The sequence below is a fragment of the Lyngbya sp. CCY1209 genome (genome assembly GCF_055795065.1).
Window position 1 is genome coordinate 1 of record NZ_JAYFER010000388.1, and the last position, 25124, is coordinate 25124.

The following is a 25124-nucleotide window of genomic DNA, read 5'->3' on the forward strand; positions in this document are numbered from 1 at the left end:
CTGGCCCCCAAACCCCCAATTCTGGGGGCTCGGAAAATTGTCTGGCCCCCAAACCCCCAATTCTGGGGGCTCGGAAACCGCCCAGTTTTACCCATGATTTCACGTTGCTATATCTGCGCTTTGGTGTCATCAGTCGCGATCAACTTAAATAACTCGTCAACAGGCGGATGCAATGGGCGATCGCACCCAAATGGGCGATCTCGAAACCGTGGGTATTTTGGGTGGGAAAACTCAAACAGGCGGCGCGGGCGACGTGCCCGAATTTCATGGCGATGGACGCATCGCTGCCGAAGCCGCGAATAATTGCCTGTTGAACGGGGATATTTTCTGAATTGGCTGCATCCAATAATTCGGCATTCAATCCCTCATCATAAATCCCATAACCATCCTGGGATAACAACACCGGAGAGTCCCCATCTTTGATGGGATATTCCGGGGCGAGGGGGCAAATTTCCAGGGCGATCAAGGCATCGAGGCGAGTGCGGTTCGTGAAATACAACGCCCCGATCGCGCCGACTTCTTCCTTGGCAGACGCGACGAGATACACCGTCACCGGAGGCGTTTTAACTTGCTCCGCCAACGCCAAAAGAATGGCGACGGAGGCTTTATTGTCGAGGGTGTAACTGGCGATATAGTCGCCGAGTCTAAATGGTTTTTTCCGGTGCTTTCCGACGACGACGCGGGTTCCCGGACGCACGCCAATTTTCTGGAGTTCTTCGGGCGATCGCTTCGTTTCCACCCAGGCAACTTCCCAATTCAACGCCGCGTCAACCTGCAAGGCTTTCTGAGGGGATTCGTGGGAAACGTGGCGGGAACCGAAACTGAGAATTCCCGAAATCGTTTCGCGATCGCCGAGTAAGTCCACCACCCCTTCGCCGTAAACCCAAGGAAACGATCCGCCGAGTTTGCGAATTCTCACCCGTCCGTCCGGTTCGACATGGTTGACGAGGGCGCCAATTTCGTCTTTATGTCCGGTGATGGCGATGGCGCGATCGGGGTTTTTCCCCGGTATTTTTGCGATCATATTTTCGCCCTCATCTTTCCCCACTTCCACCCCCAATTCAGAAAAGCGATCGAGGAGGAGGCGATCGATTTCGTCTTCGTCACCGCTGGGGGAATGACACATCACCAGTGTTTCGATAATTTGAAACAGTTCTTCAAATGCCAATGGAGTTCTCCCGTACAATTCATTCCTATTGTAATCTACAGAAGGTCGATCGCACTCTTCGGCGGTGATGGAGGGCGATCGTCTGTCGGGGACTCTCATTCCCTCCGCACGGATGAACTCCCGCCATTCCCGCGATCGCAGATTTTAACAGTTGAAAACAGCAGGGATTGGGAATGGCGAAAAGCGCCCCTGGAGCCGATTTTAGCGATGGGAAGGGTATCGCTGTCGGGGACGAGACGCACCGGTGCGATCGCCCCGATAGAGGCTCCTACGGGGCGAGGATAATTTTTAGTTGTGTAGGGTGCATTCCCACTCATCCTTCATCGTTAAAGTCGGTTTTTGAAGGTTGGGAATGCACCGTTATCGTTTGTTCTCACAGGCAAGATGCCTGTGCTACAAAAGCAAAATAAGATGGAATTTTTATTGATGTTGGTAATAAAAAAATCTCTGTGTCCTCTGTGCCTCTGTGGTTCAATTTTCCCCCCCTCCTTATCAATTCCGAAAATTAATAATTATAAATTATTCTCGATCGCCCCTTCCGCCTCCAAAACGATCGCCCGCAACTCCTCCAACAACTTGCCGTCACGCGATCGCCACATCCCCCGCTGATTCGCCTCCAGCAGCCGTTCTGCCATATCCCGCAGCGCCCAAGGATTTTTGTCGCGGACGAATTCTTGCACCTTTTCATCCAAAATATAAGCCTCCGCCACCCCCTCATACATGAAATCTTCCACACATTTCGCCGTCGCGTCGTAGGCGAACAAATAATCCACCGTCGCCGCCATTTCAAACGCCCCCCGGTAGCCATGCCGCATCGCCCCGGCGATCCATTTCGGGTTCACTACCCGCGATCGATACACCCGGGAAATTTCCTCCCGCAACTGCCGCACCTTCGGATTTTCCGGTCTCGAATTATCGCCAAAATACGTCTCGGGATTTTCCCCCCGCAGCGTCCGCACCGCTGCCGTCAAACCGCCCTGAAACTGATAGTAATCATCGGAATCTAACAGGTCGTGTTCCCGGTTATCTTGGTTGTGTAAAACCACCTGCATCTGTCGGAGGCGGCTTTCAAAGGCTTCCGGCGCCGCAATTCCCCGTCCCCCGGTGTAGGCGTAGCTACTCCAATTCAGATAGGCCCGGGCCAAGTCCGCGTCGTCCGTCCAATTTTGGGCCTCGATCAACCCCTGCAACCCCGCGCCGTAGGCCCCCGGCTTCGACCCGAACACCCGCAACCGCGATCGCGCGATCGCCTCATTTGCCGTCAACCCCTCCTCAACCCAGGTTTGGGCCTCCCGGCGCACCGCCGCGGCCAGGGGGTTGTCTTCCGGGGCTTCTTCGAGGCTGGAAACGGCTTCCACGGCGCGATCGAACAGGTCGATCAGATTCGGAAACGCATCCCGAAACAGCCCGGAAATCCGCAGCGTCACGTCAACTCTGGGGCGTCCCAATATCGCGATCGGCAGGATCTCGAAATCCACCACCCGCCGCGAGGCCCCCTCCCAAACGGGCCGAACCCCCAGCAGGGCGAGGGCTTGGGCGATGTCGTCGCCCCCCGTCCGCATCGTGGAAGTGCCCCACACGGACAGGCCGAGGGTGCGGGGATATTCGCCGTGGTCCTGGGTGTAGCGTTCCACCAGGGCCTCCGCTGCCAACTGGCCCACCCGCCAAGCGGTTTCCGTGGGGATGGCGCGGATGTCCACGGCGTAGAAATTGCGCCCGGTGGGGAGGACGTCGGGCCGTCCCCGAGTCGGCGCACCGGATGAACCGCTGGGCACATATCCGCCGCCGAGTCCCCGCAGCAAGTTCTCAATTTCGCGATCGCATTTTTGCAGGTTCGGCAGCAGTTTTGTTTCAATCCAAATCAATTCTTTTTGGGTCAATTCCCCCGGCGATTCTTCGGGATTTCCGGTTATTAATTTTTCGACTAAAATGGCGGCTCGATCTTCGATCGCGGCGATCGCATCTCCCACCGTCCGGCTGTTGTCAAGAAACCGGGTTTCTATGAGAGGGTCTGGGTTCTCATTAAAATTGTCCTCAGAAACCCGGTTTCTACTCCCCTGGCTGTTGTCAAGAAACCGGGTTTCTATGAGAGTGTCTGGGTTCTCGTCAAAATTGTCCTCAGAAACCCGGTTTCTACTTCTAACCCGATTCTCAAACGGATCGCCGGGATTCGCCGTCAGGGGGTCAAATTCCAACCCCAAATCTTGGGCGATCGCTCGGGTCAAACCCAATCGATTCTGACTCGGATGGCGGGCGATCGCAACGATTAAATCCCGCAATTGTCGCCCTTCCGGACAGCGCCCCAAAATGTGCAAACCGTCCCGAATTTGACTTTCTTTCAACTCGCATAAATAGCCGTCGATCGCCCCGAACAATTCCGCCGCCACCTGTCCGTCAGACAATCCCAAATCCCGATATAAATTTTCGCTGCGGATTAACTCAACAATGCGATCGCCAATTTTTGAAAGCCGCGAGGGATCTAAGGCTTGGGCTTCGTAATATTCATCCATCAACCCTTCCAATTGTTGCAACGGGCCGTATAACTCCGCCCGCGTCATTGGGGGCGTGAGATGGTCTAAAATAACGGCCTGCGATCGCCGTTTTGCCTGGGAACCCTCCCCCGGATCGTTGACGATAAACGGGTACAAATGTGGCATCGGCCCCAACGCGACTTCCGGGTAACAATTCGCCGACAATCCCACCCCCTTACCGGGCAACCATTCCAGGTTCCCGTGTTTGCCGACGTGCACCACCGCATCGGCTTGAAAGCGCGATCGCAGCCAATGATAAAAACCCAAATATTCCGGGGTCGGTTCCAAGTCCGGGGCGTGATAATTCAGACTCGGATCGATGTCGTAACCTCTCGCCGGTTGAATCCCCACAAAAATATTCCCCAATTGCAATCCTGAAATTGGCAAAACTTCCGGGGGATTCTCGAAAAAGTGGCGACCCCAACGATTTTTAATTCCATCTTGCACAACTTCGGGCAATGTGTTAAAATAAGACAGGTAATCTTCCCATTTTAAAAACTGTCGCCAGATGCGGATATCGCGCCCTTCCGGGTCGTTGGTGACTCCGGCGGTGAGGGCTTTAATTAAATCATCGCCCGTTGTTGGAAAATCCGATATTTCATATCCCGCCCATTTCAACGCCTTGAGAATTTCCACGCAACTGGCGGGGGTGTCGAGTCCCACGCCGTTGGCGAGTCTGCCGTCGCGGGTGGGATAGTTGGCGAGAATCAGGGCGATCCGCCGTTGCTGCGGGGGCTTTTGTCGCAATTTCACCCAATTTGTCGCCAAATCCGCCACAAATTCCACCCGATCGCCCGCCGGTTCGTAGTGGACGACATCGGTTTCCAGACGGCGATCGCGGTTTTTGACACCTTTAAAAGAAATGGCGCGGCTGATAATTCGCCCGTCCACTTCCGGGAGGGCGACATTCATGGCGACATCGCGGGGAGACAATCCCAAAGGGCTCTCCCGCCACCGATTTTCCGTCCCGCCGCTGAGAATCGCCTGCAAAATGGGAACGTCGAGGGAAAAGAACGGATCGCCGGAAATTTCGTCGGAATCGATCGCGGAAATTGAAAAACTGGTGGTATTTACAATAACTTGAACGTCGCCGAGATGGGCGATCGCTTCAGTTTGAATTTCGGGATCTCGCAGGGAGGAGACGAACAGGGGAACCGGGTTGATTTGGCGATCTGCCAAAGCCGCACACAAACTATCAATCGGGGCAGTATTGCCCGATAAATAATGGGCGCGATAAAATAAAATCCCGACCGAAGATCCCCCCCGTTGTTGGGCTGGGGTTCCAGAAAATCGCCAAGGATAGCGCCCGACGCGGGGAATGGCAACCGGCGGGGGCGGGTTATAATCGGTTTCCAAATAGCGATCGCAGACAAATTGCAGGGCGGCGATCGCATTTTCCACCCCCCCCTCACTCAAATATCGCCAGAGGCGGTTGGCGACGGATAGGGGCACGGTGGATTGACTGATCAAATCCGGATCGGGGCGATCGTCTCCGGGTAAAATAATGATCTCGGTTGGCGTGCGATCGGCTAATTCCGCCAAAACTTCCAACCCGTAGGACCAATAAGAGCGCCCCCCCAACAGCCGCAAAATTACCACTTTCGCCCCACTCAAAACCTCGTCGGCGTAGGTATCGATCGTCAATTGCTGTTGCAAATTGAGGAGGTTTGTCACCCGCAAATCGGGGAAGTCCGGGGGCAGATCGGCGATCGCGCCCGCCAACGTCTGAATTTCCGTATCGGCGGCGGTGAGAATGACAATGGGCGCCGGAGTCTGTTCGATAAAAACAACCCCCTCCGCGTCCGGGTTCCATCCTCCAGGTGTGGCAGCAATTCGATGCATAATATGTCAATCCTTGTCCGCAGATTTCGCAGATTTTCGCAGATGATTTTTTTGGGGGGCGACTGGAGTCGGGAATTGTTAATGATTGATTTTTCTCAGACCCAATCCTCGCGATCGCTTTGATTTCCCCGGTAAACCAAGCCTTTGGCGTGAATTTCTCGGGTTGTCTCGAACAGGGTGTCTTCGGTGTAGTTCCACTGCTTCATGATTCGCTCCAAGTCCCGCTGGATATCCCGGGCGCCGGGAAAGCCCTGGTAGCGAATTTTCAGCCGCGCCAACTCGGCCAGATCGCGTTCGGTGGGTTGCCGGCTGTTGAGTAGGTTGTTGGCGATGTCGCGATCGCTTTTGTATTGGGGGTGTTGTTGGTCGCGGGTGGACTGTTGCAGATCGGTCATGGTTGGGGGGAGATTTTAGGAGGCAAACTGAACCGGCTTGATTATACAGCATTTCTCCGTCGGGCCGGGTGCGGTTGTCGGCCATCTGAGGGCGACCGCCGGCGGTCCATCGTCATTGAAGTTTTGACGCGCCCGACTTTCTATTGTTTTTCGGCTTCGCTTCGAGAGTGGGAACAAATCCGTCCGATGAAGCCGTTAGTATTGGTTCCATTCCGGCCACCTGCCAGGGTCTCTAATCGGGCGGTCGGATGGGAATGGCGATCGCAAATGGGGAACCGAACCCCCTCCTAAAAACGGGGAATTGGGGATGTAATTTTCTCCCGTTTCCATGAATTTTAAATTTTGACCGGACGGTTGAGAGAACAGTCGTATTAAATAGCAGACACTCTCACGGACAACTCCCTCATGCGCCTTTACAGCTTGATTCTGCTGTCCGGCTTGGTGCTACTCAGCCCGGGCGACCGACAAATCAATCAGATGAAAACCATTGTTCCCGAGTCTTCGGGTTCGTCCTTACCTGCGATTTTGAAAATGACTGAAGCCATCTCAGAAACCCATCCTCAATCCGATGCCGAACCCCACCGAGGTAGCGGCCGCCGAGGTTAAAGTATAGCATCGAAAGCATCATCGTTTCGAGCCGCCGAATGTCGATCACGGCGCGTCCTGACTGACCGCAGACGAGAAGGCATCGGCGCGTCAATGCGGATGATGAGTGGGAGCGATCGCGCACTGTCTCATTGCCCATTATAGAAAATCAAATCCGGTTTTATGACCCGTCTTTCAATCGGGTCAAATTCCGGCTTCAGCTCTCCCGACAATGCTTTTAAAAGGGTCAGTTTGTGGGAGGCGATCCGGCGCGATCGCCCCCCATTCTGACGCAGAATTGTCGCCCAATTCCCGTCCTCGCAGCGATCAAACTCCGTTTGGGTTTTCAAAAAACCTGACAAATTTTGCAAAAAAACCTGACAAAATGGAGTCCCGATTGGCGGTGGGATCGTTTATATTGAATTGAGAACAATTCCGGAACGATCTCCGAGCCGGACGACGCGATCGTTCCATCGAAACGGTGTTGTTTAATCCGACGCATCTACTGACACTGAATTAACCTTCATTTTTATTTTCGATCAGGGTCAACCCAACCACCGGGTATTCCGGAGGGAAATTTATGGCAAATTTCCATCCGCTCGGGGTGCTTAATATTGCGGCCGCCACCGAGACAATTGGGGATCTCGAATGGGATTCCCGTGGCGATGGGCAATTGTGATTTATTTTTTTTCCGGAAAATTCGGCGACAGTCCGGCATTGATTTACAGACAGATAAGGTAGCATTTTCCATGAAATATCAAGCTCAACTTTTCGCCACAATCGCCCTCATTTTGGGCAGTTTTGGGAGTCCAGTCCTGGCCGAAACTGCGGCGCGATCGCCATCGGAATTGAATCCAAAATTTGAGTCGGAACTTCCCGGCTTCCCAATCTCCATCATCAACTGTGCGACCGAGTCCGAAAACACTCCCGAGCGCCCCGACCGAGGAGAAGGTCGCCGTTGAGAACAACTCGGTCTGATCGTCGCGACTAAAATCCCGACGAATACTCCTTTTCAATCTCCCCGATGAGTCAATCATTTTGACTCATTTTTTTTGAAAATTTGACCAGATTTTGCAACTCTGATCACCCGAATTTGGGATCAGCTATCTCCAATATCGCCGCCGGCAATGGTGGGTTGGAGCCGGTCGGGTCGCCGACATTTCCGAAGGATTTCACCGACCGAGGGGGGCTGCAGGTCGCCCCGCGTTCTCCATCCTGGCAAAGTTGAAACGAATAATTTATAATACTCGGAGTCCTGTAAAAAAAACAAATCCCCAACTTTTAAAATGAATTTTTTCAGACCCAAACCCATCCCCCCAGGCCCCGGTCAGGAATCCGTTTGGGACTATCCCCGTCCGGCGAAACTGGAAGACACGGACAGACGCCTGCGAATTATCTTCAACGGCGTCACCCTGGCGGACACCCGCAACGGCAAGCGGGTTTTGGAGACCAGCCACCCCCCGACCTACTACATTCCGGGGGAGGATATCAAACTCGAATACTTGGTGGAAACTTCCCGGCGAACGATGTGCGAGTGGAAGGGCGTTTGTGTCTACTACGATGTCGTCGTCGGCGATCAAAAAGTCCCCAATGCGGCTTGGTGTTACGTCCAACCCACGCCCGATTTTGTGGATATCCGGGATTGCTACAGTTTCTATGCCAGTCTCATGGACGAGTGTTATGTGGATGACGAATTGGTACAGGCCCAGACGGGCGACTTTTACGGCGGTTGGATCACGAAAGATATCGTCGGCCCCTTCAAAGGCGGCGCCGGGACGATGGGTTGGTGAGTTTTAACCCTTCAAAATGGGGTGAATTTTTCCTTCACCCCTCTCACTAGGTTTTATAAAAATTTCTTTTTCAATTGTTCGAGAATGGGAATCTCTTGAATGGGCCGATCGCCGGGAATTGAATGGGGACGGTGGCCCACCTGCACTGACGGGAGTTGGCTGTGGTGTAACCAGTCCATGACCATCAGGGCGACCACGATGAAAATGGCGTGGCTGACATACTCCATCATCCGACCGGAAACCGATTCGGGATGGGATGTTGCTGGGGCGATGATGCGATCTGCCGGGCCCGTCTCTTCCACAGCGGGAAGCGTGGGGGGAATTGCAGGTCGCTCGGAATCGGGAACGGGGTGAATACCAGACATCGGTTATCAATTAATTCTGTACTAACCTGTGTATCATCACTCGGGCTCTTCAAAATTCCGGCGGTCCGACCCATCAATGGGGACCGGGGATCTCTCGGTGAAATAAAACCACCCCATCCCGCTCGTATTCGAGTCGGAACTCCGGGGTCTTTTGAAGCCGGACGATGAGGGTTTCGACAAGTTCCGGGGAACTGTTCCACCCCGGATAGCTGGCGTTGAGGAGAACCCACTCGAACCCTTTCAGGTCGAGGGTTTCGGCTCCCCGGGCTGCCAGCATCACGATGCGGCGGTGGGTGAGGTGGGGGGCGATGTGGTCGGCGGTGAGGACGCTTCCGGGGGTATCGACGAGGGCGACGGCTTCTCCGGTGGCGGACACCGTGTCGAAATGGCGGAGATATCGCGACCCGAAATAGCCGTATTTGGCGAGGGCGAAAAATGCGACCAGGGACCACAGCAGGATGTGGCGGGGATTTCGCAGCCATCCGCCCTCCGCCGACAGGGTGGAAATGACGGCCAGCAACAAAAAGGGCAGGATGGGGAGGGAGTAGTGTTGGGTGAGGTTTTTCTGCTGGAGGCTGTCGCTGAGGAGGTTGAGTCCCAATAGGGGTCCGGCCCCGATCAAGGGGGTGAGATGGCGGGGCGAGAGTCCCCAGAGTACGGGAACCGCCAACAGCAACAGGTATTCTAAATTGGGCAGTGTGAAGAGTCGGCTCAGAACCAGTCCGGGTTTCAGAAACAGGTTTTTCGCGATTTCCGGGAGCGAGTCCCCCAGAAAATTGTATCGCCTCACGGCTTCGGGCCCGCCGTCGCCGAAATGGGGGATGATGATACCGGTGGCAATGATAAACCAGGCCGCGCCCAAAATCAAGGCGATCGCGCCGCAGCGTCGCCGCCGTTCAAAAATTAACAGCCAGATCCCCATCGCCGCCACCGTCAGGGAGAGGACGGCTTTGCAGCCCAAAATTAATATCACCGCCAGGGAAAACCACCCCACCCGGTTCGCCCTCGCCGCCCAAATGGCCCCCAGCAGCAGGGGGACGGCGATCGCTTCCGGGTGAAAGTCGAACAAATTGGCGTTGAAAATCAGGGGATACAGCAGGTAAACCGCCACCATTAGGTTGGCTTGGTTTTCCTTCAACCCCGCCTGCAGGGCCAGCGATCGCGTCGGGATCGCCCCGGCGGACAGGGCGATCGCCTGGACTGCGAACAGCCAGCGGACATCGGGATAAATTTTGTAGGGGAGGGCGAGGAGGTATAAAATCCAGGCGGCGTGGTCGCCGAGAATGTGGATGCCCCGAAAGGTGACGAAGGGTTCCTCTCCCCGGCTGATCAGATAAATGCCGTTGTCGAAGATCCCCAAATCGAAGGCGTTGGACTGAAACAGAGCGTGACGCCAACTGCTACAAAAAAACAGCAGCAAACTGCCGAGGAAAATGAGAAGCGGGAGGGGATGGGGCGGCAGCAGCGGTTTTTTCATATACACCCGTATTGGCAAAAACAATTCAGAAAAGACCCGTTAAACGGCAAAATACCAGGAGAATGCCTTTCGAGTCAAATGGTTTTTTCGGTCATTCTTGCTACATTGGGGGGTCGTGGTTGAAATTTGGGAGGGTCAACAGGTTGAAATTCGCCGATACCATCAGACGCGGGCCAGTCCAGCCCCAAGCGGGCCGAATCGCAGCGATCGCGGGGTTGGTGGCGATCGCGATCGTTGCCTTTTTGTGGCATCTGGGCAGCGTCGGTTTGGTGGACGAAACCGAACCGCTGTTCGCCGAAGCCGCCCGCCAGATGAGTGTGACGGGAAATTGGATCACCCCTTATTTCAACGGGGAAACCCGCTTCGACAAACCCCCGCTTATTTATTGGTTGATGGCGATCGGTTATTCGATTTTTGGGGTGAACGAGTGGGCCGTGAGACTGCCCTCTGCCCTGTCCGCGATCGCCCTGATGGCGGGGTGTTTCTTCACCCTGCGGCGGTTCGGGGTGCCCTCGGGCGATCGTCGGGATCTGTGGCTGTCGGCCTGGATCGGTTCCGCGATCGCCGCGTTGAACCTGGAAACCCTGGTTTGGGCGAGGCAGGGCGTGTCCGATATGCTGTTGAGTGGCTGCATGGGGTTGGGCCTTCTCAGCTTTTTTTGGGGCTACGCCACCACCCCGGAAAAGCAACCCCCGAAAACGGTAAAATTTCGGGATATTTTTCATTTCCAATTTCCCAATCAATGGTATTTGGGATTTTACATTTGGACGGGGTTGGCGGTGTTAGCGAAGGGGCCGGTTGGTGTCGTCCTCCCCGGTTTAATTATCCTCTGTTTTTTGATTTATGTCAATCGTTTATTCTCGGTGTTTCGGGAAATGGGGTTGATTTGGGGGGCGATTATTTTTGGGGCGATCACCGTCCCCTGGTATGTTTTGGTGATCCTCGAAAACGGTCAAACCTACATCGATTCCTTTTTTGGCTACCACAACTTTAAACGGTTTACCCGCGTCGTCAACGGCCACAGTGCCCCCTGGTACTTCTATTTTATCGTGGTGGCGATCGGCTTTATGCCCTGGTCGGTTTATTTGCCGATCGCCTTCTCCCGCCTGCAATTTTGGAAGCGATCGCCCTGGACCCGCCAACCCCGATTCACTCATTTAAAATTATTCTCTTTTTTCTGGTTTTCCTGCATTTTCCTATTCTTCACCGTCTCCGTTACCAAACTCCCCAGCTACGTCCTGCCGTTGATGCCGGCGGCGGCGATTTCTGTGGCGATTTTCTGGACTGAAGAACTGACCCAAAACCGCGATTTCAGTTTTGCCAAAAACCGGGGATTTTTTGTCACCGTCATTGTCAATATTTTGTTTTTGGCGGCGGTGGCGATCGCCATTTTTGTCAGCCCCAATTTGATCGGCCCCGATCCCGCCGTTCAAAACCTCCCGGAATGGGTCAGAACTTCCGGTTTGCCCGTCGTCGGCGGTGTCATCTGGATGGCGACGGCCGTTTGTATCACTTGGATGATACGCGATCGCGAAGCCACCCATCGCGATCGCTGGCGTCTGGTTTTGATCCCCAACTTTCTGGGATTTATTTTATTTTTCGGTTTGCTGTTCATTCCCGGTTTATTCTTGGTCGATGCAGCCCGACAACTGCCCCTGCGATACCTTTCGGAAAGAGTGGAAACGGTTCGGCAGGCCGACGAAGAATTGTGGATGCTGGGATTTGAAAAACCCAGCGTGGTTTTTTATACCCGCCGACCCGTGCAGTTTTTTGAAATTCGAGATTTTTTTAAAATCCAAAGTCCCCCGCTTTTTTATGTGATTGAATCCTTAAAAAACGACCCGGAATCGGATACCGCGATCGCCATCAGCCGCCCCAAAGATTTGCAGAAATTGGGGTTAGATCCCACAGATTATCCCGTTTTGGCGGAACGGGGACGCTATCAACTGATTCGCCTGTCGAAACAAATTTTGCTTTACCGAGTCCTCAATCATACATCGGACTCCTAGCGATCGCGAGATCGGCGGTGGCGGAATATACTAAAAATTGCAGGTCAATCTATTTTTCACGAGGCGATCGATGAAACCTATTTTATCCTCTGTTTTTCGGCTATTGTTGATGACGGTTTGTTCGAGTCTACCGGCGATCGCACAATCGGACCCGGTTCCCATCATTTCTTCCCCCGCGATCGAAGTTTCCGCCGAACCGCCCTTGGTCGATTCTTTTACCTTTGAAGAACTCTTGAAAATCGGCGGAGGTGGTTGTGGAATGGTTCTCTGGAAAGGGTCGGGAACCCACGAAGACGGGTTGATTTTCTTCAACGGCCTCCTCGAAAGTACCGCCCTGATGAAAGTCGATGGCAAGTTCGTGAATTTCAGACGCATCGAAGCGGAAGGAAAGGATTTCTACGGTCAAAAAACCGGCCAAGTTTTTATCAGCCCCGACGAGACGATCCGGGTCGCGATCGAGGTCAAATTGGGGGAACCCGGACTCGAATCCGTCGCAATTGAATCGGGAACGCTGCGAATTTCACGCAACGGCCAAACCTTGGACATTCCGGTTGCGGGCGATGCCGGGTGTTAGGAATGGAGGCCCTCTGACCGCCGTTCCGTCACCTCCACAATACCCGACAATCGGGCCATTTTCCGTATCGAAAAATACCCGGGGCGATCGGGTTGCCAGATCCGGCTTTGATGATTAAGATTCAGGCAGGTATCGTCGCCGGTCGAGTGGAATTGAAACCGAACCGTCGCGATCGCCGATTCTGCCATTAAAACACCGTCATTTTAATTCGGAGAGGCAACTCAATGAACGTCCAAAAAATCATCCTCAGAGGTTCTTATTTAGATCGGTTGGTCGAGGAACTCTGTGACCAGTTTCCCCACCCGGTCGTCCGCACGTTTGGAAATGTTACCGTCATCGTCGAAGAGTCTTTCTCCGCCCGCATTTCCGCCAACTTGTCAACGACTCTGATCTTAAATTATGCCCAGTTCGACTATTGTGAAATTGACCTCATTACCGCCGGGGGAGACGTGGGATTTTTGAAACTCGGTTACGGGGCTGGAAAAGCCCGAATTCAGAAATTTATGGACACCCTAAAGGAAATGTGTGACGCCCACAATTGGACGATTGAAACCGTGGAAGAACTGCAACCCGCTTAAAATAGCCCGACCTTCGGGAGCCTAATATTACCCTCGGGGCGGGTCGGGCGACATTCTGTATCTCGACCCGCCCCCATTTCAAAAATTAACCCAATTAAGATTGCCCTCCAATCCGGGTTTCTGGTAAAATTAGTAAGACCTCTATGAGTTTCTTCTGTCAACCATCATTCCTGTCACAATTGGGGATTTTTATGCAGAAATATGTATGCAATGTCTGCGGGTATGTTTACGATCCGGAAGTCGGCGACCCGGACGGTGGAATCGAACCGGGAACCCCGTTTTCAGACATTCCCGACGATTGGGTTTGTCCAGTGTGCGGCGTGAGCAAGGAGGATTTTGAACCCATGTAAACTTCATTCCAACTCGATGTTTCCGCAACCATCCACCCGGGAAACGCGATCGCCTGGGGGATGGTGCGATCGCCTCCTATGCCAGTCTCTCCCCCAAGATATTCCCATCTCTGCTTTTGGATTCACATGATGGTCAATCAACTCTGTTTCGATTTCGATCGCTCTCCCGATTTTCCCTACAAAAATTATATCAGCAGTCCTCCAAAGCCATACTTGACCACCAAGCGGGGAGTTTTATTTGAGGAAGACTGTTTAAATATATTGCCCCAAATTAATGACAATTCTATCGATGTCGTGTTTGCCGACCCACCGTTCAACCTGGGCAAACAATATGGTGAAAAACACGATGATGATTTGAGCGAAGGTCGATATATCGAATGGTGCAAATCTGGGATCGATGAGTGTTGTCGCGTCCTCAAAGAAGGGGGCAGTTTTTTTCTTTACAACTTGCCCAAGTGGAATATTTTACTGGGAAGCCACTTGGTGGAACGGGGGTTATCGTTCCGCCATTGGATCGCGATCGATATCAAATTCGGCTTGCCGATCAAAAACCGCTTGTATCCCAGCCATTACAGCCTTCTTTACTATACCAAAGGAAAACCCAAAACCTTTCGCAAGATCAGAACCCCCATCGAAACCTGTCGCCATTGCGGCGGCGAAATCAAAGATTACGGCGGACATCGAAAAGCCATGAATCCTTTGGGAGTCAATTTGACGGACGTTTGGAATGACATTCCTCCGGTCAGACATTGGAAGTTCAAAAGCAAAAAACGCAAAACCAATCAGTTATCCACTAAAATTCTCGATCGCGTCGTGGAACTCTCCAGCATCCCCGGCGATCTCATTCTCGATCCGTTCGGCGGCAGCGGGACGACCTACGCAGTCTGTGAAGCCAAAAAACGCCACTGGATCGGTATCGAAATCCAAAATTGTGACGTGATTTTAGAACGGCTAACCCGAGGCAATCTCTGCTATCACAAAAATGACGATTATGTTGGAGCTTAAATTTTAAATTTTCTTAAAATCTCGATCGCAAACAACCAACAAAAATAAAGAGAGACTTTAAACGTATAGAGCGATCGCTTCTCTATTCTTCACTATCTGATACTGGCTTAGAAACTTTGGTTGATTTAGTTTCTTGACTTACATTCGATTTTTTTGTAGATTGCAAGTTTAAAATTAAGTGATGACAACGAAATTTTTTCGGGTATGGTTTGTTTGGGGGGACGGTGCGATCGTGATCTGAGACTTTATGATCGCGATCCAAAAAATCGGGATGATCGGATAAAGTGCAAGGCACTTTTTTTTCAATATTTTTAAACACTCTTTTGGGATTTCCTGTAAGCAAATATCCCAGCATTCCTGCTTCACTAGAAAAGGGTGAATATCGACAAGTCAAGAAGTTGAATTTGATCTCCTTAATATACTCGGAAAGTTTTCCTTCCGTCTTTAAAACCTTTGCTTCTAATGGCAGTTTAATTTGTGGATTTGCTCGTAAGATAAATGCAATATCATAGGATGGTGGTTGAGCTTGATTGGAATAAGTTGTTGTAAATTCAGGTGCTTCATGCTGTACATCAAAGGCTTCATCGAAGGCTTCATCTCTTGTCATTACCCTTCCTATTCTTGACTCTAAATTAGAAGTTGTATCTTTCTCAATTTGCTTGTCAGCTTTATTACAATCAACCCGATCTAAAACTTCATCTTTTAGCAGATCATATCCACGCCATACAAACTCAAATGCCTGATCAGTTAGTCCTGTTGGCCATTCTTTAATAAGTTCATCATATCCTGGCTTTTCTAGCAGCAGATCTGTAATTGTTCTACCTGTTGTACCTGGTAGATTATCCCTAAACATATTCATAAATTAAAAACTTTGATTGTTACCGTATGCTGCAGCCATAATGTCAGCTACAACTTCATCGGCATCTCGTAGTGCCATAGAACGAGTCCAATAGCGAATTTTATCTGGTTTAATCAGATAAATCGTTGGTACTGGTTCTCCATTCCACTCAGTTGATTCATAAACTCTGGCGACACGCTGATAAAAAATTCCTCCAGCGCCAGAATTATTTTGATTTATGAAAAAGTCATTCACCTCATTCAAACGTTCGAGTAAAAGATGAGAAATTATCGGTTCTATTTTAATTCCATTATGAATGAATTTGTTTAAGTATACCGCAACTAAACGAACCGGCAAATAATCGTCATTTGATTCTTGAAAAATCGTTGCACAGACTTCTTTTTCTTGTCCAAAACTGGCTCTAATTACCCGCATAAAATATTCGCAATATGGAGTCAAATGAGGTTCCTGTAGGTTATCAACAGAATGATGGATTAAGCGACAAGTTTTCTGTCGTCCAGGAGAAGATTTACTTCCCTCCTTAAAATCTGCCAAAGTGTAATCAAACAAATCATTAATTAAAGTCCATTCACTGTCCTTGAAAGAAAATGCAGCACGGACAGCTTCATCAACGTCTTCCCAACTCTGGATATCTTCTATGGAGAGCGTAACTCGATCAGGAATGGGTACACGAAGCAAATCTGAAGGTTTAATCTCTGGTCTGTAATTTGCAAATCGATGACTTGATAAAAGCAAATAATAAACAGCTAGTTTGCTATTATAGCTCAAACAAGCTGCTTCCATAATTGATAAATTTTCAGGTTCAATATGGACAGTGACATAACTGCCCGAACACACAATTCCTTCGCCCGATTTCTCGGGTTGAATCAAGACAGCTAAAAACCGTTTTCTTTGACTTGGATAACTCATTTTTAGGATCATCTGAGGACTTCTAAATGCCGAGAAGCTTGTGGAGTCTTTCCAGTGAACTTCATCATTATCATTGATCGGCAAATCATCGGATTTTAAAATCAAAAAAGAATTTTCAATCAAGTTGGATGATCGAGGACCTTCTAATATTCTCTTATTTTTGATGAATTCAATTTTTTTTCTCTTGGTTCCTCTGATAATTCCTTGGCGAGTTTTGGCGATTCCCTGTTCTTTAAGTTTGGCTAAATTAGAAGCATTATTCAATCTAGATATCAATTGAAGATCCCGTCTATTTCCCCACATTAAAGATGACCAAATAGTAGGATTTTTTCTGACCTCATGTGGATAAACTATGTGGAGATCTGGCGGTTCGATAATAATTTTATAAGTATCTTCTTGCTCTTGATTGGGTTTGGGACAAATATAGTAAAAAGGTTCTCCTCCAGATGTAGTTCGGCGCAGCGACATGATGCAAGGCGGAGAAACAGCCTTGGAAAATATTTTAAATCTCAATGCTGACAAATTGACAATCTCCTCAATTTTAACTTCCTCAAACAACCTATCTCGGAACTTTTTGGCGGGTTTTTGTTGATTGGAAAGAAGTGTTGAGACAGGCTGTATCAATGACAAAAGACCACCTTGTTTTATCAAATAAATTGATTTTGCAGTAAAAAGAGTACCGATATTATTATCGGCTATTGTCCAATTATTTTCTTTAGCCCAGCTTTTAGCTATTGGCGTGCTACTTGATTCGCCCCAAGGAGCATTACCAACAACTAAGTCATAAGTACCTGCATCTAAATTACTGCGGAATCCAGAGCAAGTCTCGTCAAAGAAATCAGCACATATTAATCTTTTATCCCGCAGTCTAGGAAAGCGAACTTCATTCTCCCAATACTCAGAAGGTTCGATACTATCTAACATGGTCAAATAAAGGCTGAAAGATGCCACCCTAACCGCCTCTTTATCAATATCAACACCAAAAAGATTCTTCTCCAGCAAAGTTCTGAGAACATCGCCCGGTATTCTTTGACCATTGTGAGCCACTTCCCACCGATAAATTAATCGCTGAAAAGCCTTTACCAAAAAGATTCCTGAGCCACAGGCTGGATCGAGAATTTTCAGATCCCATTCAAGTTCATTCCAAGGAAGGACACCATCTAAAATAAAGTCAACGATATATTCGGGTGTATAGTGAACTCCTGCCCCTATTTTTTTTATCTTTTTTGGCTTTTGAGTGACAAACTCTTCATAAAGACTACTAATAAAATCAAGAGGAATAACATCAAAAGAATAGTAGGGCCAGAGACAAAGTTGCCCACTACCCATATCCAAGTCTCCTCTGACAAATTCGGCAAGAGTAGTTAAATAGCGATTACCTTCTCTGCGAACCCTTTGTATTTCAGCTTGCCATTCAGCTTCCCGTTGGTCTTCGGTTTCTCCTTTTCCGGGAAATAAATCACCATTAAACTTATTGTTCAGCCAACGGAAGAGATTGTAGGTATCATCAAAATTGTCAAGGATTTCGGGCAATTCTCCTTCTCCGTATACCTTAGATAGAATGCCTTGTCTATGCAACTCTTCTAAGATCGTATTATTCAATGCAGGTATACCGTTAGAATCTTGTTTTTGAAATAAAAACTGAATAAAAATTATTCTTGCTAATAAATCATGAATTGTTTCACTATCCAATCCCTTATTCTGAAGCTGCTGTCGAACTTCCTTGAGATTTGACAACAGCATTTGGTCAGCCGCACCACTTCTTTGGAAACGGTTTTCGTGTTTTTGGAAAAACTCTCCAGAAACCAATTCAACCCACTGAAGGGCATTTGCTGCTTGTTCGACCAGATCATTCTCAGTAATCCTGAAAACCGAGTTGGGTTCTTCCTCATCTTTGTCTTTTGGAGGTTCACAGCATGACCAAACTCGAAGCAGTTGAGGCTCTATTGTGATCAAAGATCGCGCCCGACTGAAACTCCAAGCCAGCCTATACGTTTTCTCAATTATTTCTTGAGAGACAGGTCTACTAAACTGGCAAATAATAGCCAGCGGTGCTTCCGTTTCATCACCCTTTGGGTTGGCTGCTAGTACGCTAACTTTTAGTCCTTGAGTATCCTCGCGGAATTCTCTCTTGAGTTTTTCTCCAATTTTTTCGCGGGCCAACTTAGCATAAACCTTCGGGCCAGATCCGCTAGGTTCCCAGATCTGGTCGGGTTCAGGCCAGTAAAGCCTTTGGTGAGCTAGTTCTAGCATCCGAGATGTTGACATAACCCCAAGCTATCGTTTCAGGCGTTCAGGTTGAAACCGCTTTAGGATATAATATCACTTTGATGGCAAGCGATCGTCAAATGTATTATAAATTTTGCAAATCGTCATACGTTGTATTGATATCAGCCCCATGTCTCTCATAGAAGGCTTCACGCGAACGGAAACCCTGGCTTTGACCGAAACCACGTCCAATCGCCTTCAATATCTGGAGAAGAAGGATCTGGTCGTCCCCCAGAGATTCGGCAAATCCCGCAAACCCACTGTTATCTACACATGGGAGCAAATTCTAGAAATTCGGGCTATCAAGCATCTGCGAAAAGAAATTTCACTTCAGGCTGTTCGCAAAATCGTCCAATTCCTGAATGAGAGCGGGTTCGACGACAGTTTGAGAGATAAGCAGCTTGTCGTGATAGATGATGATGTCTTTTGGATTCGCCAGGATTGGCAAGATTTTCCCGAGAAAATGCCCTCTGCAATGAAAATCGCGGGTAAAAGTGGAAAAGGTGTCGGTCAATATGTTTTACTCGTAATTCCTACCTTAACTGATATTGTTAATGAAGTTTGGGAAGTGGCTAAAACATCAGAGGTAATCGATTTCGATAATTTTAGACAACGAGCGAAGGCGCAATATACTGAGATTGTTTCGGGCTAATTGTCTTTCTAAAAATATGTAAGATAGTTGAAAACCGGGCCAGATGACTGGCGACGGCGCGACATCAGAACTGAAGCGATCGCCTCAAACTGCTTCAAAATCCAGTATTCTGATCGATCGCAACCCATCCCCCACCCCCAAAAATGCCCGCAACCGCCGACATCCTCATCCTCTCCAACGGCCCCGGAGAACTGACCACCTGGGTGCGTCCCGTCCTCGACGCCCTCCGCCGAAACCGCCCCGACAACCTCGATATCAGGATTTCCCTGATCCTCTCCCCCTGTCCCAACGCCACCGGACGGGAAGTGGACATCGCCCGATCGCACCTCGGAATCGAGCGAGTCCAGGGCCCCGAACACTTTTGGCCCTTCCTGCTGCGGGGGAAAACCGCGCAAAACTGGGACTGGCGCGATCGCGGTTTGGTGATTTTTCTCGGCGGGGACCAGGCCTTCACCCCCATCGTCGCCCGCCGTCTGGGATATCAAAGCCTCGTCTACGGCGAATGGGACGTCCGCTGGTGGCGGTGGATCGACCGATTCGGGGTCATGAAACCCGAGATTGTCGCCCGCATCCCCAAAAAATACGCCGCCAAATGTACCGTCATCGGCGATCTGATGGCCGACATTTCCCCAAATATCCCCGAAACGACCGGGGAAGAATTAATTGCGCTGCTGCCGGGATCGAAAGCGGCCAAACTCGTCCAGGGCGTTCCTTTTACCTTGGCGATCGCCCGATCTCTCCGCCGCCGTCGCCCCCAAACCCGCTTCGTCATCCCCGTCGCCCCCACCGTCGATCTGGCCACCCTCGCCCGACTCGCCGACCCGCGGCACAACCCCCTCGCCGACCGTTTCGGCGGCATTTCCGCAAACCTCCTCCAAGAGGGCGATCGCGCCGTACTACAAACCGAAGACGGGCTGCAAGTGTCCCTCCATACCCGAACCCCCGCCCACGACCTCCTGTCCCGCTGCCGTTTCGCCCTCACCACCATCGGCGCAAACACCGCAGAATTGGGGGCTTTGGGCGTACCGATGATGGTTTTACTCCCCAGTTACCAACTCGACGCGATGCGGGCCTGGGACGGAATTCCCGGCCTTCTGGCCAACCTCCCCGGCGTGGGGACGCCCCTCGCCAAAGGCATCAACGCCGTCGCACTGTGGTATCTGGACCGCAGCCATAAATTGCTGGCTTGGCCGAATATCTGGGCGGGGGAAGAAATTGTCCCGGAATTGCGGGGGAAGCTGAAACCCGAAATAGTCGCCGATCGCGTGTTGGAATACCTGGAAAACCCGGAATCCCTGCAAAAAATGCGCGATAGTCTCCGAGAAGTGCGCGGAGCGCCCGGTGCCGCCCAAAAACTCGCCCAGATCGCGATCGTCATGCTTTCTGACCGGGTGTAGGAAAGTTAATATGCGATCGCGACACTTGCGATATCTCCACGGGGTTGACATAATACTACAAAAATAATACAATACCAAAATATAACCACTCAAAGTCCCTCTTGGTAAGGAGGATTTGGGGAGATATCCTCCGATTTTACAGGCGTGAAGATCCCCCCCAACCCCCCTTAAAAAGGGGGGAGAATACTATCAAAGTCCCCCTTACCAAGGGGGATTTAGGGGGATCTTCATTGATTTATATTCCCCATTCCCTATTACCAATTCCCTATTACCCATTTCAAAACCATGCCTTACAAACCCTTAAAACTCTCCGCTCCCAACCCCGTCCTCTCCTGGGCGGATCACGATTTGGAAGCGGCGGAAACCAAAATGGCGAAAAATGTCGCCTCCCTGCCCTTCGTCTTCAAGCACGTCGCCCTGATGCCCGACGTCCACCTCGGGAAAGGGGCGCTGGTTGGCTCGGTCATCGCCACCAAAGAAGCCATCATTCCCGCCGCCGTCGGCGTGGATATCGGCTGCGGAATGTGCGCGATTAAAACGCCCTTTGTCGCCGACCAATTGGAAGGCAAACTCAAAACCATTCGCCAAGAAATTGAAGCGGCGATTCCCGTCGGTTTCAACCAAAATAAAGAGGTCGAAACGCCGGTGTCGAATTGGCAGGGCTGGAAACAGTTTAAAGATCTCCATTCCAAAGTTCAAAATCTGGAGGGGAAAGCCCTCAAACAGATGGGATCTTTGGGCGGTGGAAATCACTTTATCGAACTGTGTCTGGATGCGGATGACCAGGTGTGGCTGATGCTGCATTCGGGTTCCCGCCACATCGGGAATATGTTGGCGCAGCGGCACATCGATACGGCCAAAGAATTGGCGAGATTGGCCGAGGAAAAGCTGCCCGATCGCGATCTGGCTTATTTTGTCGCCGGAACCCCCGAATTTGCGGCCTATTGGCGGGATTTGCAGTGGGCGCAGAATTACGCGCGGTTCAACCGGGACGTGATGATGGCGCGGTTCAAGGGCATCGTCGAACGGGCGATCGCGGGCGGAAAGCCCACCAAACCGCTGTTGGAGGTGAACTGCCACCACAATTATGCCGAAAAAGAGGTGCATTTCGGTGAGGAAGTGTACGTCACCCGCAAGGGGGCGGTGCGGGCCAAAGAGACGGACTACGGCATCATCCCCGGTTCGATGGGGGCCAAATCCTTCATCGTCAAAGGCAAGGGCCACGCGGACAGCTATTGCAGTTGTTCCCACGGGGCGGGGCGCCTGATGTCCCGCACCCGGGCGAAAAAACAGTTCGACATCGACGATCTGATCCGGCAAACGGAAGGAGTCGAATGTCGCAAGGATCGGGGGGTGATCGACGAAATTCCCGGCGCCTACAAACCCATCGAAACAGTGATGAAGCAACAGTCCGATCTGGTGGAAGTGGTCGCCACCCTGCGGCAGGTGGTTTGCGTGAAGGGGTAATTCGAGGTTCGGTGTCCGATGACAGGCCTGGTTTCTCAGGAAGCCAGGTTTTTTTGAGCTTTCAGCTATCAGCTTTCAGGTATCAGCAGATTGCGTCTCTTGTTTTATCATGAAGATCTGTACCTTTAGCAACAGGAGATAGGGTTCGATGGGATATGCGATCGATGTGAATGGAGAGAATTTCAAGTCGGAGGTGTTGGCGAAGTCGGCCGAAAAAGTGGTGCTGGTGGACTTTTTTGCGACCTGGTGCGGGCCTTGCCAGGTGATGAAACCGATGTTGGAGCGGCTGGCCGGAGAGTATGATTTTGTATTGGCGAAAGTGGATGTCGATCGCTCTCCGGAGTTGGCGAGTCAATATGGCATCGAGGGGGTTCCGGATATCCGCATCGTCAGCGAGGGAGAAGTGATGCCGGGATTTGTGGGGGCAATTTCCGAGGCGCAACTGCGGGAAGTGCTGCAAAAATTTGGCTTGAAATCGGAGTTGGAGACGGGGTTGGAGGTGATCGACAGCGCCGCCGGATCGGGGGATTTTAAACGGGCGAAGCACCTGTTCGATTTACTGTTTGAAAAATATCCAGACAATCCGGAGTTGACGCTGAAAGCTGCCAGTTTTTTGATTTCGGTGGGGGAGATTGAGGGGGCGAAAAAGTTACTCTCGACAATCCGGGAAGATAATCGCCAATATTATTCTAAAGCCCGGGCGTTGGAAAACCTGTGTGAATTTCGGGCGATGGCCGAGAATCCCGGGGAAGAAGAACTCGATCGGCTTTTTGCGGACGCCTGCCGTCACGCGCTGAAAGAAGAATACGAACCGGCACTTTCTTTATTTTTAAAAGTGGTCGGGATCAGCCGCAAATATCGGGATGATGGGGCGAGGAAGGCCATGCTCACCGTGTTTGAATTGCTCGGCGACGAACATCCCCTCACGCCGAAATACCGCAAACAACTCATGTTACAGTTATACTGAGGTTGCGAACCTCTGAGAAAGGTGGCTGGGGGGTAAAATTTAAAGAAAATTTAAGATTTGGCGCGAGATGAAGGGGTAGGGATGGGGGAATTTTCGGATCTCGGGGTTTTCATCTGCAACTCAGAGGGTTGTTCAGCTTCGTTCCCCCATCGATCGCATGAAAAAATGGCACGGTAAAATTTCATTAGAACTTTCGAGGCTTTATGAATAAAGCACTGGTTATTCTGGGCGAATTGACCAATCGAGATCTCGATTGGATGTTGAGGAACGGCGAGCGAAAAGAACTGGAATCCGGCACGGTTTTAATTGAGGAAGGCCAGCCGATCAATGCGCTTTACATCGTTTTGAAAGGGACGTTGGTGGCATCGGTGGCGGCATGGGGAAATCGGCAGGTTGCCAAACTGAGCCGGGGAGAAGTTCTTGGCGAAATGTCCTTCGTGGATGGTCGTATGCCCTCGGCAACCGTGACGGCGGCAGAACCCTCTTTGGTTTTGTCGGTGCCGCGACAAAAATTGTCGGAAAAGTTGGAGGTGGACGCTTTATTTTCGCTCCGATTTTATCGGGCGGTGAGCAAGTTTTTATCCTCCCGCCTCCGCAACACGGTGACGCAATTCGGCGATCGCTCTCAGGCCCTAGACCTTCCTTCTGCGGAGGAATGGGATCAACAGAGCCGAGAGAAAGCCGACCGGTTCGAGGAAATTATGGAACGTTTGCTGGGTGAATACCACGTCAAAACCTAGTCGGACTCGACCGCGGCTGCCCCGAAGTTGAGGGGATGGGGTGCGGCACTTCGCACCTCGCCCGGGGTGATCGGGCAGTCGGACTTCAAAGGCGATCGCGTTGTGCGTTACAATTTAAACACGTTGAATCAAGAGTGCTTCCTCGATTATGACAGAGCAAACCAACGAAAATCTCTCCACTCAAAAAAGCTTGGAGGCGATGAAGCGATTCGCCGAACAGTATGCCAAACGGACCGGAACCTATTTCTGCGCCGATCCTTCGGTGACGGCGGTGGTGATTGAAGGACTCGCCAAACACAAGGACGATCTCGGCGCTCCCCTGTGTCCCTGCCGCCACTACGAAGATAAGGAAGCGGAGGTTAAAGACACCTTCTGGAACTGCCCTTGCATCCCCATGCGGGAACGCAAAGAATGTCACTGTATGCTGTTCTTGACACCGGACAATGATTTTGCCGGAGACCAGCAAAGCATTACGATGGAAGAATTGGAAGCGACCCGAAATAGCATGGTCTAGGCGAGACTCCTGGATTGAAAAACGAAGGATTGAAAGCGCGTTTATTGAGGGTTTAATAATGCGATGCCTCGGATATCAATCTGGGGCTTTTTTCCCTCCAATTTCCGTCAAAAAAACCGATAATCCGATGATCGAAGAAATTCCTGCAGAATTTTGGCAAGGTATCGAAGAGTTTAATCGCCGAGAATATTACGCCTGTCACGACACCTTGGAGGCGCTGTGGATGGAAGCCGGAGAACCCGAAAAACGATTTTATCAGGGGATTTTACAGATCGCCGTTTCCCTGTACCACCTCGGCAACGAAAATTGGCGGGGAGCCGTCATGTTGATGGGGGAAGGAATCCGCCGCCTCCGGGATTACGAGCCGAGTTATTTTGGCATCGATGTCGAAACGTTGGTGACTCAAAGTATCGCCTTATTGCAGGCTTTACAAGGGGCCGGCGCGGAAAATGTCAAAAACTTTATTCCGTCGGCGGATGATGCGAAATCGAAGGATTTTCCGACTATTCAAAAACTGAATGAAGGAGACGGAGAATAAATAAAGCGACTGGCGATAGCCAAAGTGCGTAGTGGAATGTTTGATCTAAAACTGTGAATTAAAAAATAAATGGTGGGTTACGGCGCGGATGAAAAGTTGTGGGTTTTTCCGAAAAATTACTGCCGCGCCTAACCCACCCTACTG

24 protein-coding genes are annotated in these 25124 nt (G+C 50.8%); 15 read left to right on the forward strand and 9 right to left on the reverse strand.

Annotated features, from left to right (window positions below; all coding sequences use genetic code 11):
- Window positions 1-139 precede the first annotated feature (139 nt).
- From AC0QHF_RS11225 to AC0QHF_RS11235, 3 genes are all read right to left on the reverse strand, one after another.
- On the reverse strand, window positions 140-1168 hold the full coding sequence (locus AC0QHF_RS11225; RefSeq protein ID WP_324704320.1) for a M42 family metallopeptidase: 1029 nt from the start codon (window positions 1166-1168) through the stop codon (window positions 140-142).
- 512 nt (window positions 1169-1680) lie between these two features.
- Window positions 1681-5541, reverse strand: coding sequence for a cobaltochelatase subunit CobN (cobN, locus tag AC0QHF_RS11230; protein WP_324704297.1), 3861 nt, complete (start codon window positions 5539-5541; stop codon window positions 1681-1683).
- Between the two features lie 95 nt (window positions 5542-5636).
- Window positions 5637-5936, reverse strand: coding sequence for a DUF3288 family protein (locus tag AC0QHF_RS11235; protein ID WP_324704298.1), 300 nt, complete (start codon window positions 5934-5936; stop codon window positions 5637-5639).
- Between the two features lie 405 nt (window positions 5937-6341).
- Here AC0QHF_RS11235 and patX point away from each other — a divergent pair, with 405 nt between their 5' ends.
- Window positions 6342-6542 carry a heterocyst-inhibiting protein PatX gene (patX, locus tag AC0QHF_RS11240; protein WP_324704299.1) on the forward strand — a complete coding sequence of 67 codons (201 nt, stop codon included), beginning with the start codon at window positions 6342-6344 and terminating at the stop codon, window positions 6540-6542.
- 128 nt (window positions 6543-6670) lie between these two features.
- Here patX and AC0QHF_RS11245 read toward each other — a convergent pair whose 3' ends face one another.
- Window positions 6671-6871 (reverse strand): hypothetical protein, encoded by a 201-nt coding sequence (locus tag AC0QHF_RS11245; RefSeq protein WP_324704300.1) that lies wholly within the window; start codon window positions 6869-6871, stop codon window positions 6671-6673.
- Between the two features lie 399 nt (window positions 6872-7270).
- Here AC0QHF_RS11245 and AC0QHF_RS11250 point away from each other — a divergent pair, with 399 nt between their 5' ends.
- Both AC0QHF_RS11250 and AC0QHF_RS11255 read left to right on the forward strand, forming a co-directional pair.
- Window positions 7271-7483, forward strand: a complete 213-nt coding sequence (locus tag AC0QHF_RS11250; RefSeq protein WP_324704301.1) for a hypothetical protein — start codon at window positions 7271-7273, stop codon at window positions 7481-7483.
- Between the two features lie 324 nt (window positions 7484-7807).
- Window positions 7808-8311 carry a DUF427 domain-containing protein gene (locus AC0QHF_RS11255; RefSeq protein WP_324704302.1) on the forward strand — a complete coding sequence of 168 codons (504 nt, stop codon included), beginning with the start codon at window positions 7808-7810 and terminating at the stop codon, window positions 8309-8311.
- A 53-nt stretch (window positions 8312-8364) separates the two neighbouring features.
- On the opposite strand, the gene AC0QHF_RS11260 is transcribed toward AC0QHF_RS11255, so the two are convergent.
- The gene (locus AC0QHF_RS11260) at window positions 8365-8676 is read right to left on the reverse strand and encodes a hypothetical protein (protein ID WP_324704303.1); all 312 of its coding nucleotides are present in this window, start codon (window positions 8674-8676) and stop codon (window positions 8365-8367) included.
- 73 nt (window positions 8677-8749) lie between these two features.
- A complete protein-coding gene (locus AC0QHF_RS11265) occupies window positions 8750-10153 on the reverse strand; it encodes a DUF2079 domain-containing protein (protein WP_324704304.1) in 1404 nt (467 codons plus the stop codon).
- Window positions 10154-10296: 143 nt separating this feature from the next.
- Between AC0QHF_RS11265 and AC0QHF_RS11270 the strand changes: the two genes are divergently transcribed.
- Both AC0QHF_RS11270 and AC0QHF_RS11275 read left to right on the forward strand, forming a co-directional pair.
- The gene (locus AC0QHF_RS11270) at window positions 10297-12162 is read left to right on the forward strand and encodes an ArnT family glycosyltransferase (protein WP_324704305.1); all 1866 of its coding nucleotides are present in this window, start codon (window positions 10297-10299) and stop codon (window positions 12160-12162) included.
- Window positions 12163-12232: 70 nt separating this feature from the next.
- Complete coding sequence (locus AC0QHF_RS11275; protein ID WP_324704306.1) at window positions 12233-12736, forward strand: hypothetical protein; 504 nt, start codon at window positions 12233-12235, stop codon at window positions 12734-12736.
- Here AC0QHF_RS11275 and AC0QHF_RS11280 read toward each other — a convergent pair.
- Window positions 12733-12924, reverse strand: a complete 192-nt coding sequence (locus AC0QHF_RS11280; RefSeq protein WP_324704307.1) for a hypothetical protein — start codon at window positions 12922-12924, stop codon at window positions 12733-12735. The genes AC0QHF_RS11275 and AC0QHF_RS11280 overlap by 4 nt on opposite strands.
- Before the next feature lie 36 nt (window positions 12925-12960).
- Between AC0QHF_RS11280 and AC0QHF_RS11285 the strand changes: the two genes are divergently transcribed.
- The 3 genes from AC0QHF_RS11285 (at window position 12961) to AC0QHF_RS11295 (ending at window position 14669) form a co-directional block, all read left to right on the forward strand.
- Window positions 12961-13314 carry a hypothetical protein gene (locus AC0QHF_RS11285; RefSeq protein ID WP_324704308.1) on the forward strand — a complete coding sequence of 118 codons (354 nt, stop codon included), beginning with the start codon at window positions 12961-12963 and terminating at the stop codon, window positions 13312-13314.
- Window positions 13315-13505: 191 nt separating this feature from the next.
- Window positions 13506-13664 carry a rubredoxin gene (rd, locus tag AC0QHF_RS11290; RefSeq protein WP_324704309.1) on the forward strand — a complete coding sequence of 53 codons (159 nt, stop codon included), beginning with the start codon at window positions 13506-13508 and terminating at the stop codon, window positions 13662-13664.
- Window positions 13665-13790: 126 nt separating this feature from the next.
- Window positions 13791-14669, forward strand: a complete 879-nt coding sequence (locus tag AC0QHF_RS11295) for a DNA-methyltransferase (RefSeq protein ID WP_324704310.1) — start codon at window positions 13791-13793, stop codon at window positions 14667-14669.
- Between the two features lie 82 nt (window positions 14670-14751).
- Here the strand turns inward: AC0QHF_RS11295 and AC0QHF_RS11300 are convergent, their stop codons facing one another.
- The gene (locus tag AC0QHF_RS11300) at window positions 14752-15528 is read right to left on the reverse strand and encodes a hypothetical protein (RefSeq protein WP_324704311.1); all 777 of its coding nucleotides are present in this window, start codon (window positions 15526-15528) and stop codon (window positions 14752-14754) included.
- A 3-nt stretch (window positions 15529-15531) separates the two neighbouring features.
- On the reverse strand, window positions 15532-18690 hold the full coding sequence (locus tag AC0QHF_RS11305) for an HsdM family class I SAM-dependent methyltransferase (RefSeq protein ID WP_324704312.1): 3159 nt from the start codon (window positions 18688-18690) through the stop codon (window positions 15532-15534).
- A 145-nt stretch (window positions 18691-18835) separates the two neighbouring features.
- Between AC0QHF_RS11305 and AC0QHF_RS11310 the strand changes: the two genes are divergently transcribed.
- From AC0QHF_RS11310 to AC0QHF_RS11340, 7 genes are all read left to right on the forward strand, one after another.
- On the forward strand, window positions 18836-19357 hold the full coding sequence (locus AC0QHF_RS11310; RefSeq protein WP_324704313.1) for a MerR family transcriptional regulator: 522 nt from the start codon (window positions 18836-18838) through the stop codon (window positions 19355-19357).
- 143 nt (window positions 19358-19500) lie between these two features.
- Complete coding sequence (locus AC0QHF_RS11315; RefSeq protein WP_324704314.1) at window positions 19501-20754, forward strand: glycosyltransferase family protein; 1254 nt, start codon at window positions 19501-19503, stop codon at window positions 20752-20754.
- A gap of 285 nt (window positions 20755-21039) precedes the next feature.
- Entirely contained in the window at window positions 21040-22221 is a 1182-nt protein-coding gene (locus tag AC0QHF_RS11320) for an RtcB family protein (protein ID WP_324704315.1), read from the forward strand.
- A 148-nt stretch (window positions 22222-22369) separates the two neighbouring features.
- Window positions 22370-23188, forward strand: coding sequence for a tetratricopeptide repeat protein (locus AC0QHF_RS11325; protein WP_324704316.1), 819 nt, complete (start codon window positions 22370-22372; stop codon window positions 23186-23188).
- A gap of 203 nt (window positions 23189-23391) precedes the next feature.
- Window positions 23392-23928, forward strand: coding sequence for a cyclic nucleotide-binding domain-containing protein (locus AC0QHF_RS11330; RefSeq protein ID WP_324704317.1), 537 nt, complete (start codon window positions 23392-23394; stop codon window positions 23926-23928).
- Between the two features lie 148 nt (window positions 23929-24076).
- Window positions 24077-24442, forward strand: a complete 366-nt coding sequence (locus tag AC0QHF_RS11335; protein ID WP_324704318.1) for a ferredoxin-thioredoxin reductase catalytic domain-containing protein — start codon at window positions 24077-24079, stop codon at window positions 24440-24442.
- Window positions 24443-24569: 127 nt separating this feature from the next.
- On the forward strand, window positions 24570-24980 hold the full coding sequence (locus tag AC0QHF_RS11340) for a DUF309 domain-containing protein (protein ID WP_324704319.1): 411 nt from the start codon (window positions 24570-24572) through the stop codon (window positions 24978-24980).
- The last annotated feature ends 144 nt before the right edge of the window (window positions 24981-25124 follow it).

Bases quoted from the DNA above. Each gene is read 5' to 3' on its own strand.
- cobN (WP_324704297.1), bottom strand. From the start codon at position 5,541: ATGCATCGAATTGCTGCCACACCTGGAGGATGGAACCCGGACGCGGAG.
- AC0QHF_RS11235 (WP_324704298.1), bottom strand. From the start codon at position 5,936: ATGACCGATCTGCAACAGTCCACCCGCGACCAACAACACCCCCAATAC.
- patX (WP_324704299.1), top strand. From the start codon at position 6,342: ATGCGCCTTTACAGCTTGATTCTGCTGTCCGGCTTGGTGCTACTCAGC.
- AC0QHF_RS11250 (WP_324704301.1), top strand. From the start codon at position 7,271: ATGAAATATCAAGCTCAACTTTTCGCCACAATCGCCCTCATTTTGGGC.
- AC0QHF_RS11255 (WP_324704302.1), top strand. From the start codon at position 7,808: ATGAATTTTTTCAGACCCAAACCCATCCCCCCAGGCCCCGGTCAGGAA.
- AC0QHF_RS11260 (WP_324704303.1), bottom strand. From the start codon at position 8,676: ATGTCTGGTATTCACCCCGTTCCCGATTCCGAGCGACCTGCAATTCCC.
- AC0QHF_RS11265 (WP_324704304.1), bottom strand. From the start codon at position 10,153: ATGAAAAAACCGCTGCTGCCGCCCCATCCCCTCCCGCTTCTCATTTTC.
- AC0QHF_RS11275 (WP_324704306.1), top strand. From the start codon at position 12,233: ATGAAACCTATTTTATCCTCTGTTTTTCGGCTATTGTTGATGACGGTT.
- AC0QHF_RS11280 (WP_324704307.1), bottom strand. From the start codon at position 12,924: ATGGCAGAATCGGCGATCGCGACGGTTCGGTTTCAATTCCACTCGACC.
- AC0QHF_RS11285 (WP_324704308.1), top strand. From the start codon at position 12,961: ATGAACGTCCAAAAAATCATCCTCAGAGGTTCTTATTTAGATCGGTTG.
- rd (WP_324704309.1), top strand. From the start codon at position 13,506: ATGCAGAAATATGTATGCAATGTCTGCGGGTATGTTTACGATCCGGAA.
- AC0QHF_RS11295 (WP_324704310.1), top strand. From the start codon at position 13,791: ATGATGGTCAATCAACTCTGTTTCGATTTCGATCGCTCTCCCGATTTT.
- AC0QHF_RS11300 (WP_324704311.1), bottom strand. From the start codon at position 15,528: ATGAATATGTTTAGGGATAATCTACCAGGTACAACAGGTAGAACAATT.
- AC0QHF_RS11305 (WP_324704312.1), bottom strand. From the start codon at position 18,690: ATGCTAGAACTAGCTCACCAAAGGCTTTACTGGCCTGAACCCGACCAG.
- AC0QHF_RS11310 (WP_324704313.1), top strand. From the start codon at position 18,836: ATGTCTCTCATAGAAGGCTTCACGCGAACGGAAACCCTGGCTTTGACC.
- AC0QHF_RS11315 (WP_324704314.1), top strand. From the start codon at position 19,501: ATGCCCGCAACCGCCGACATCCTCATCCTCTCCAACGGCCCCGGAGAA.
- AC0QHF_RS11320 (WP_324704315.1), top strand. From the start codon at position 21,040: ATGCCTTACAAACCCTTAAAACTCTCCGCTCCCAACCCCGTCCTCTCC.
- AC0QHF_RS11325 (WP_324704316.1), top strand. From the start codon at position 22,370: ATGGGATATGCGATCGATGTGAATGGAGAGAATTTCAAGTCGGAGGTG.
- AC0QHF_RS11330 (WP_324704317.1), top strand. From the start codon at position 23,392: ATGAATAAAGCACTGGTTATTCTGGGCGAATTGACCAATCGAGATCTC.
- AC0QHF_RS11335 (WP_324704318.1), top strand. From the start codon at position 24,077: ATGACAGAGCAAACCAACGAAAATCTCTCCACTCAAAAAAGCTTGGAG.
- AC0QHF_RS11340 (WP_324704319.1), top strand. From the start codon at position 24,570: ATGATCGAAGAAATTCCTGCAGAATTTTGGCAAGGTATCGAAGAGTTT.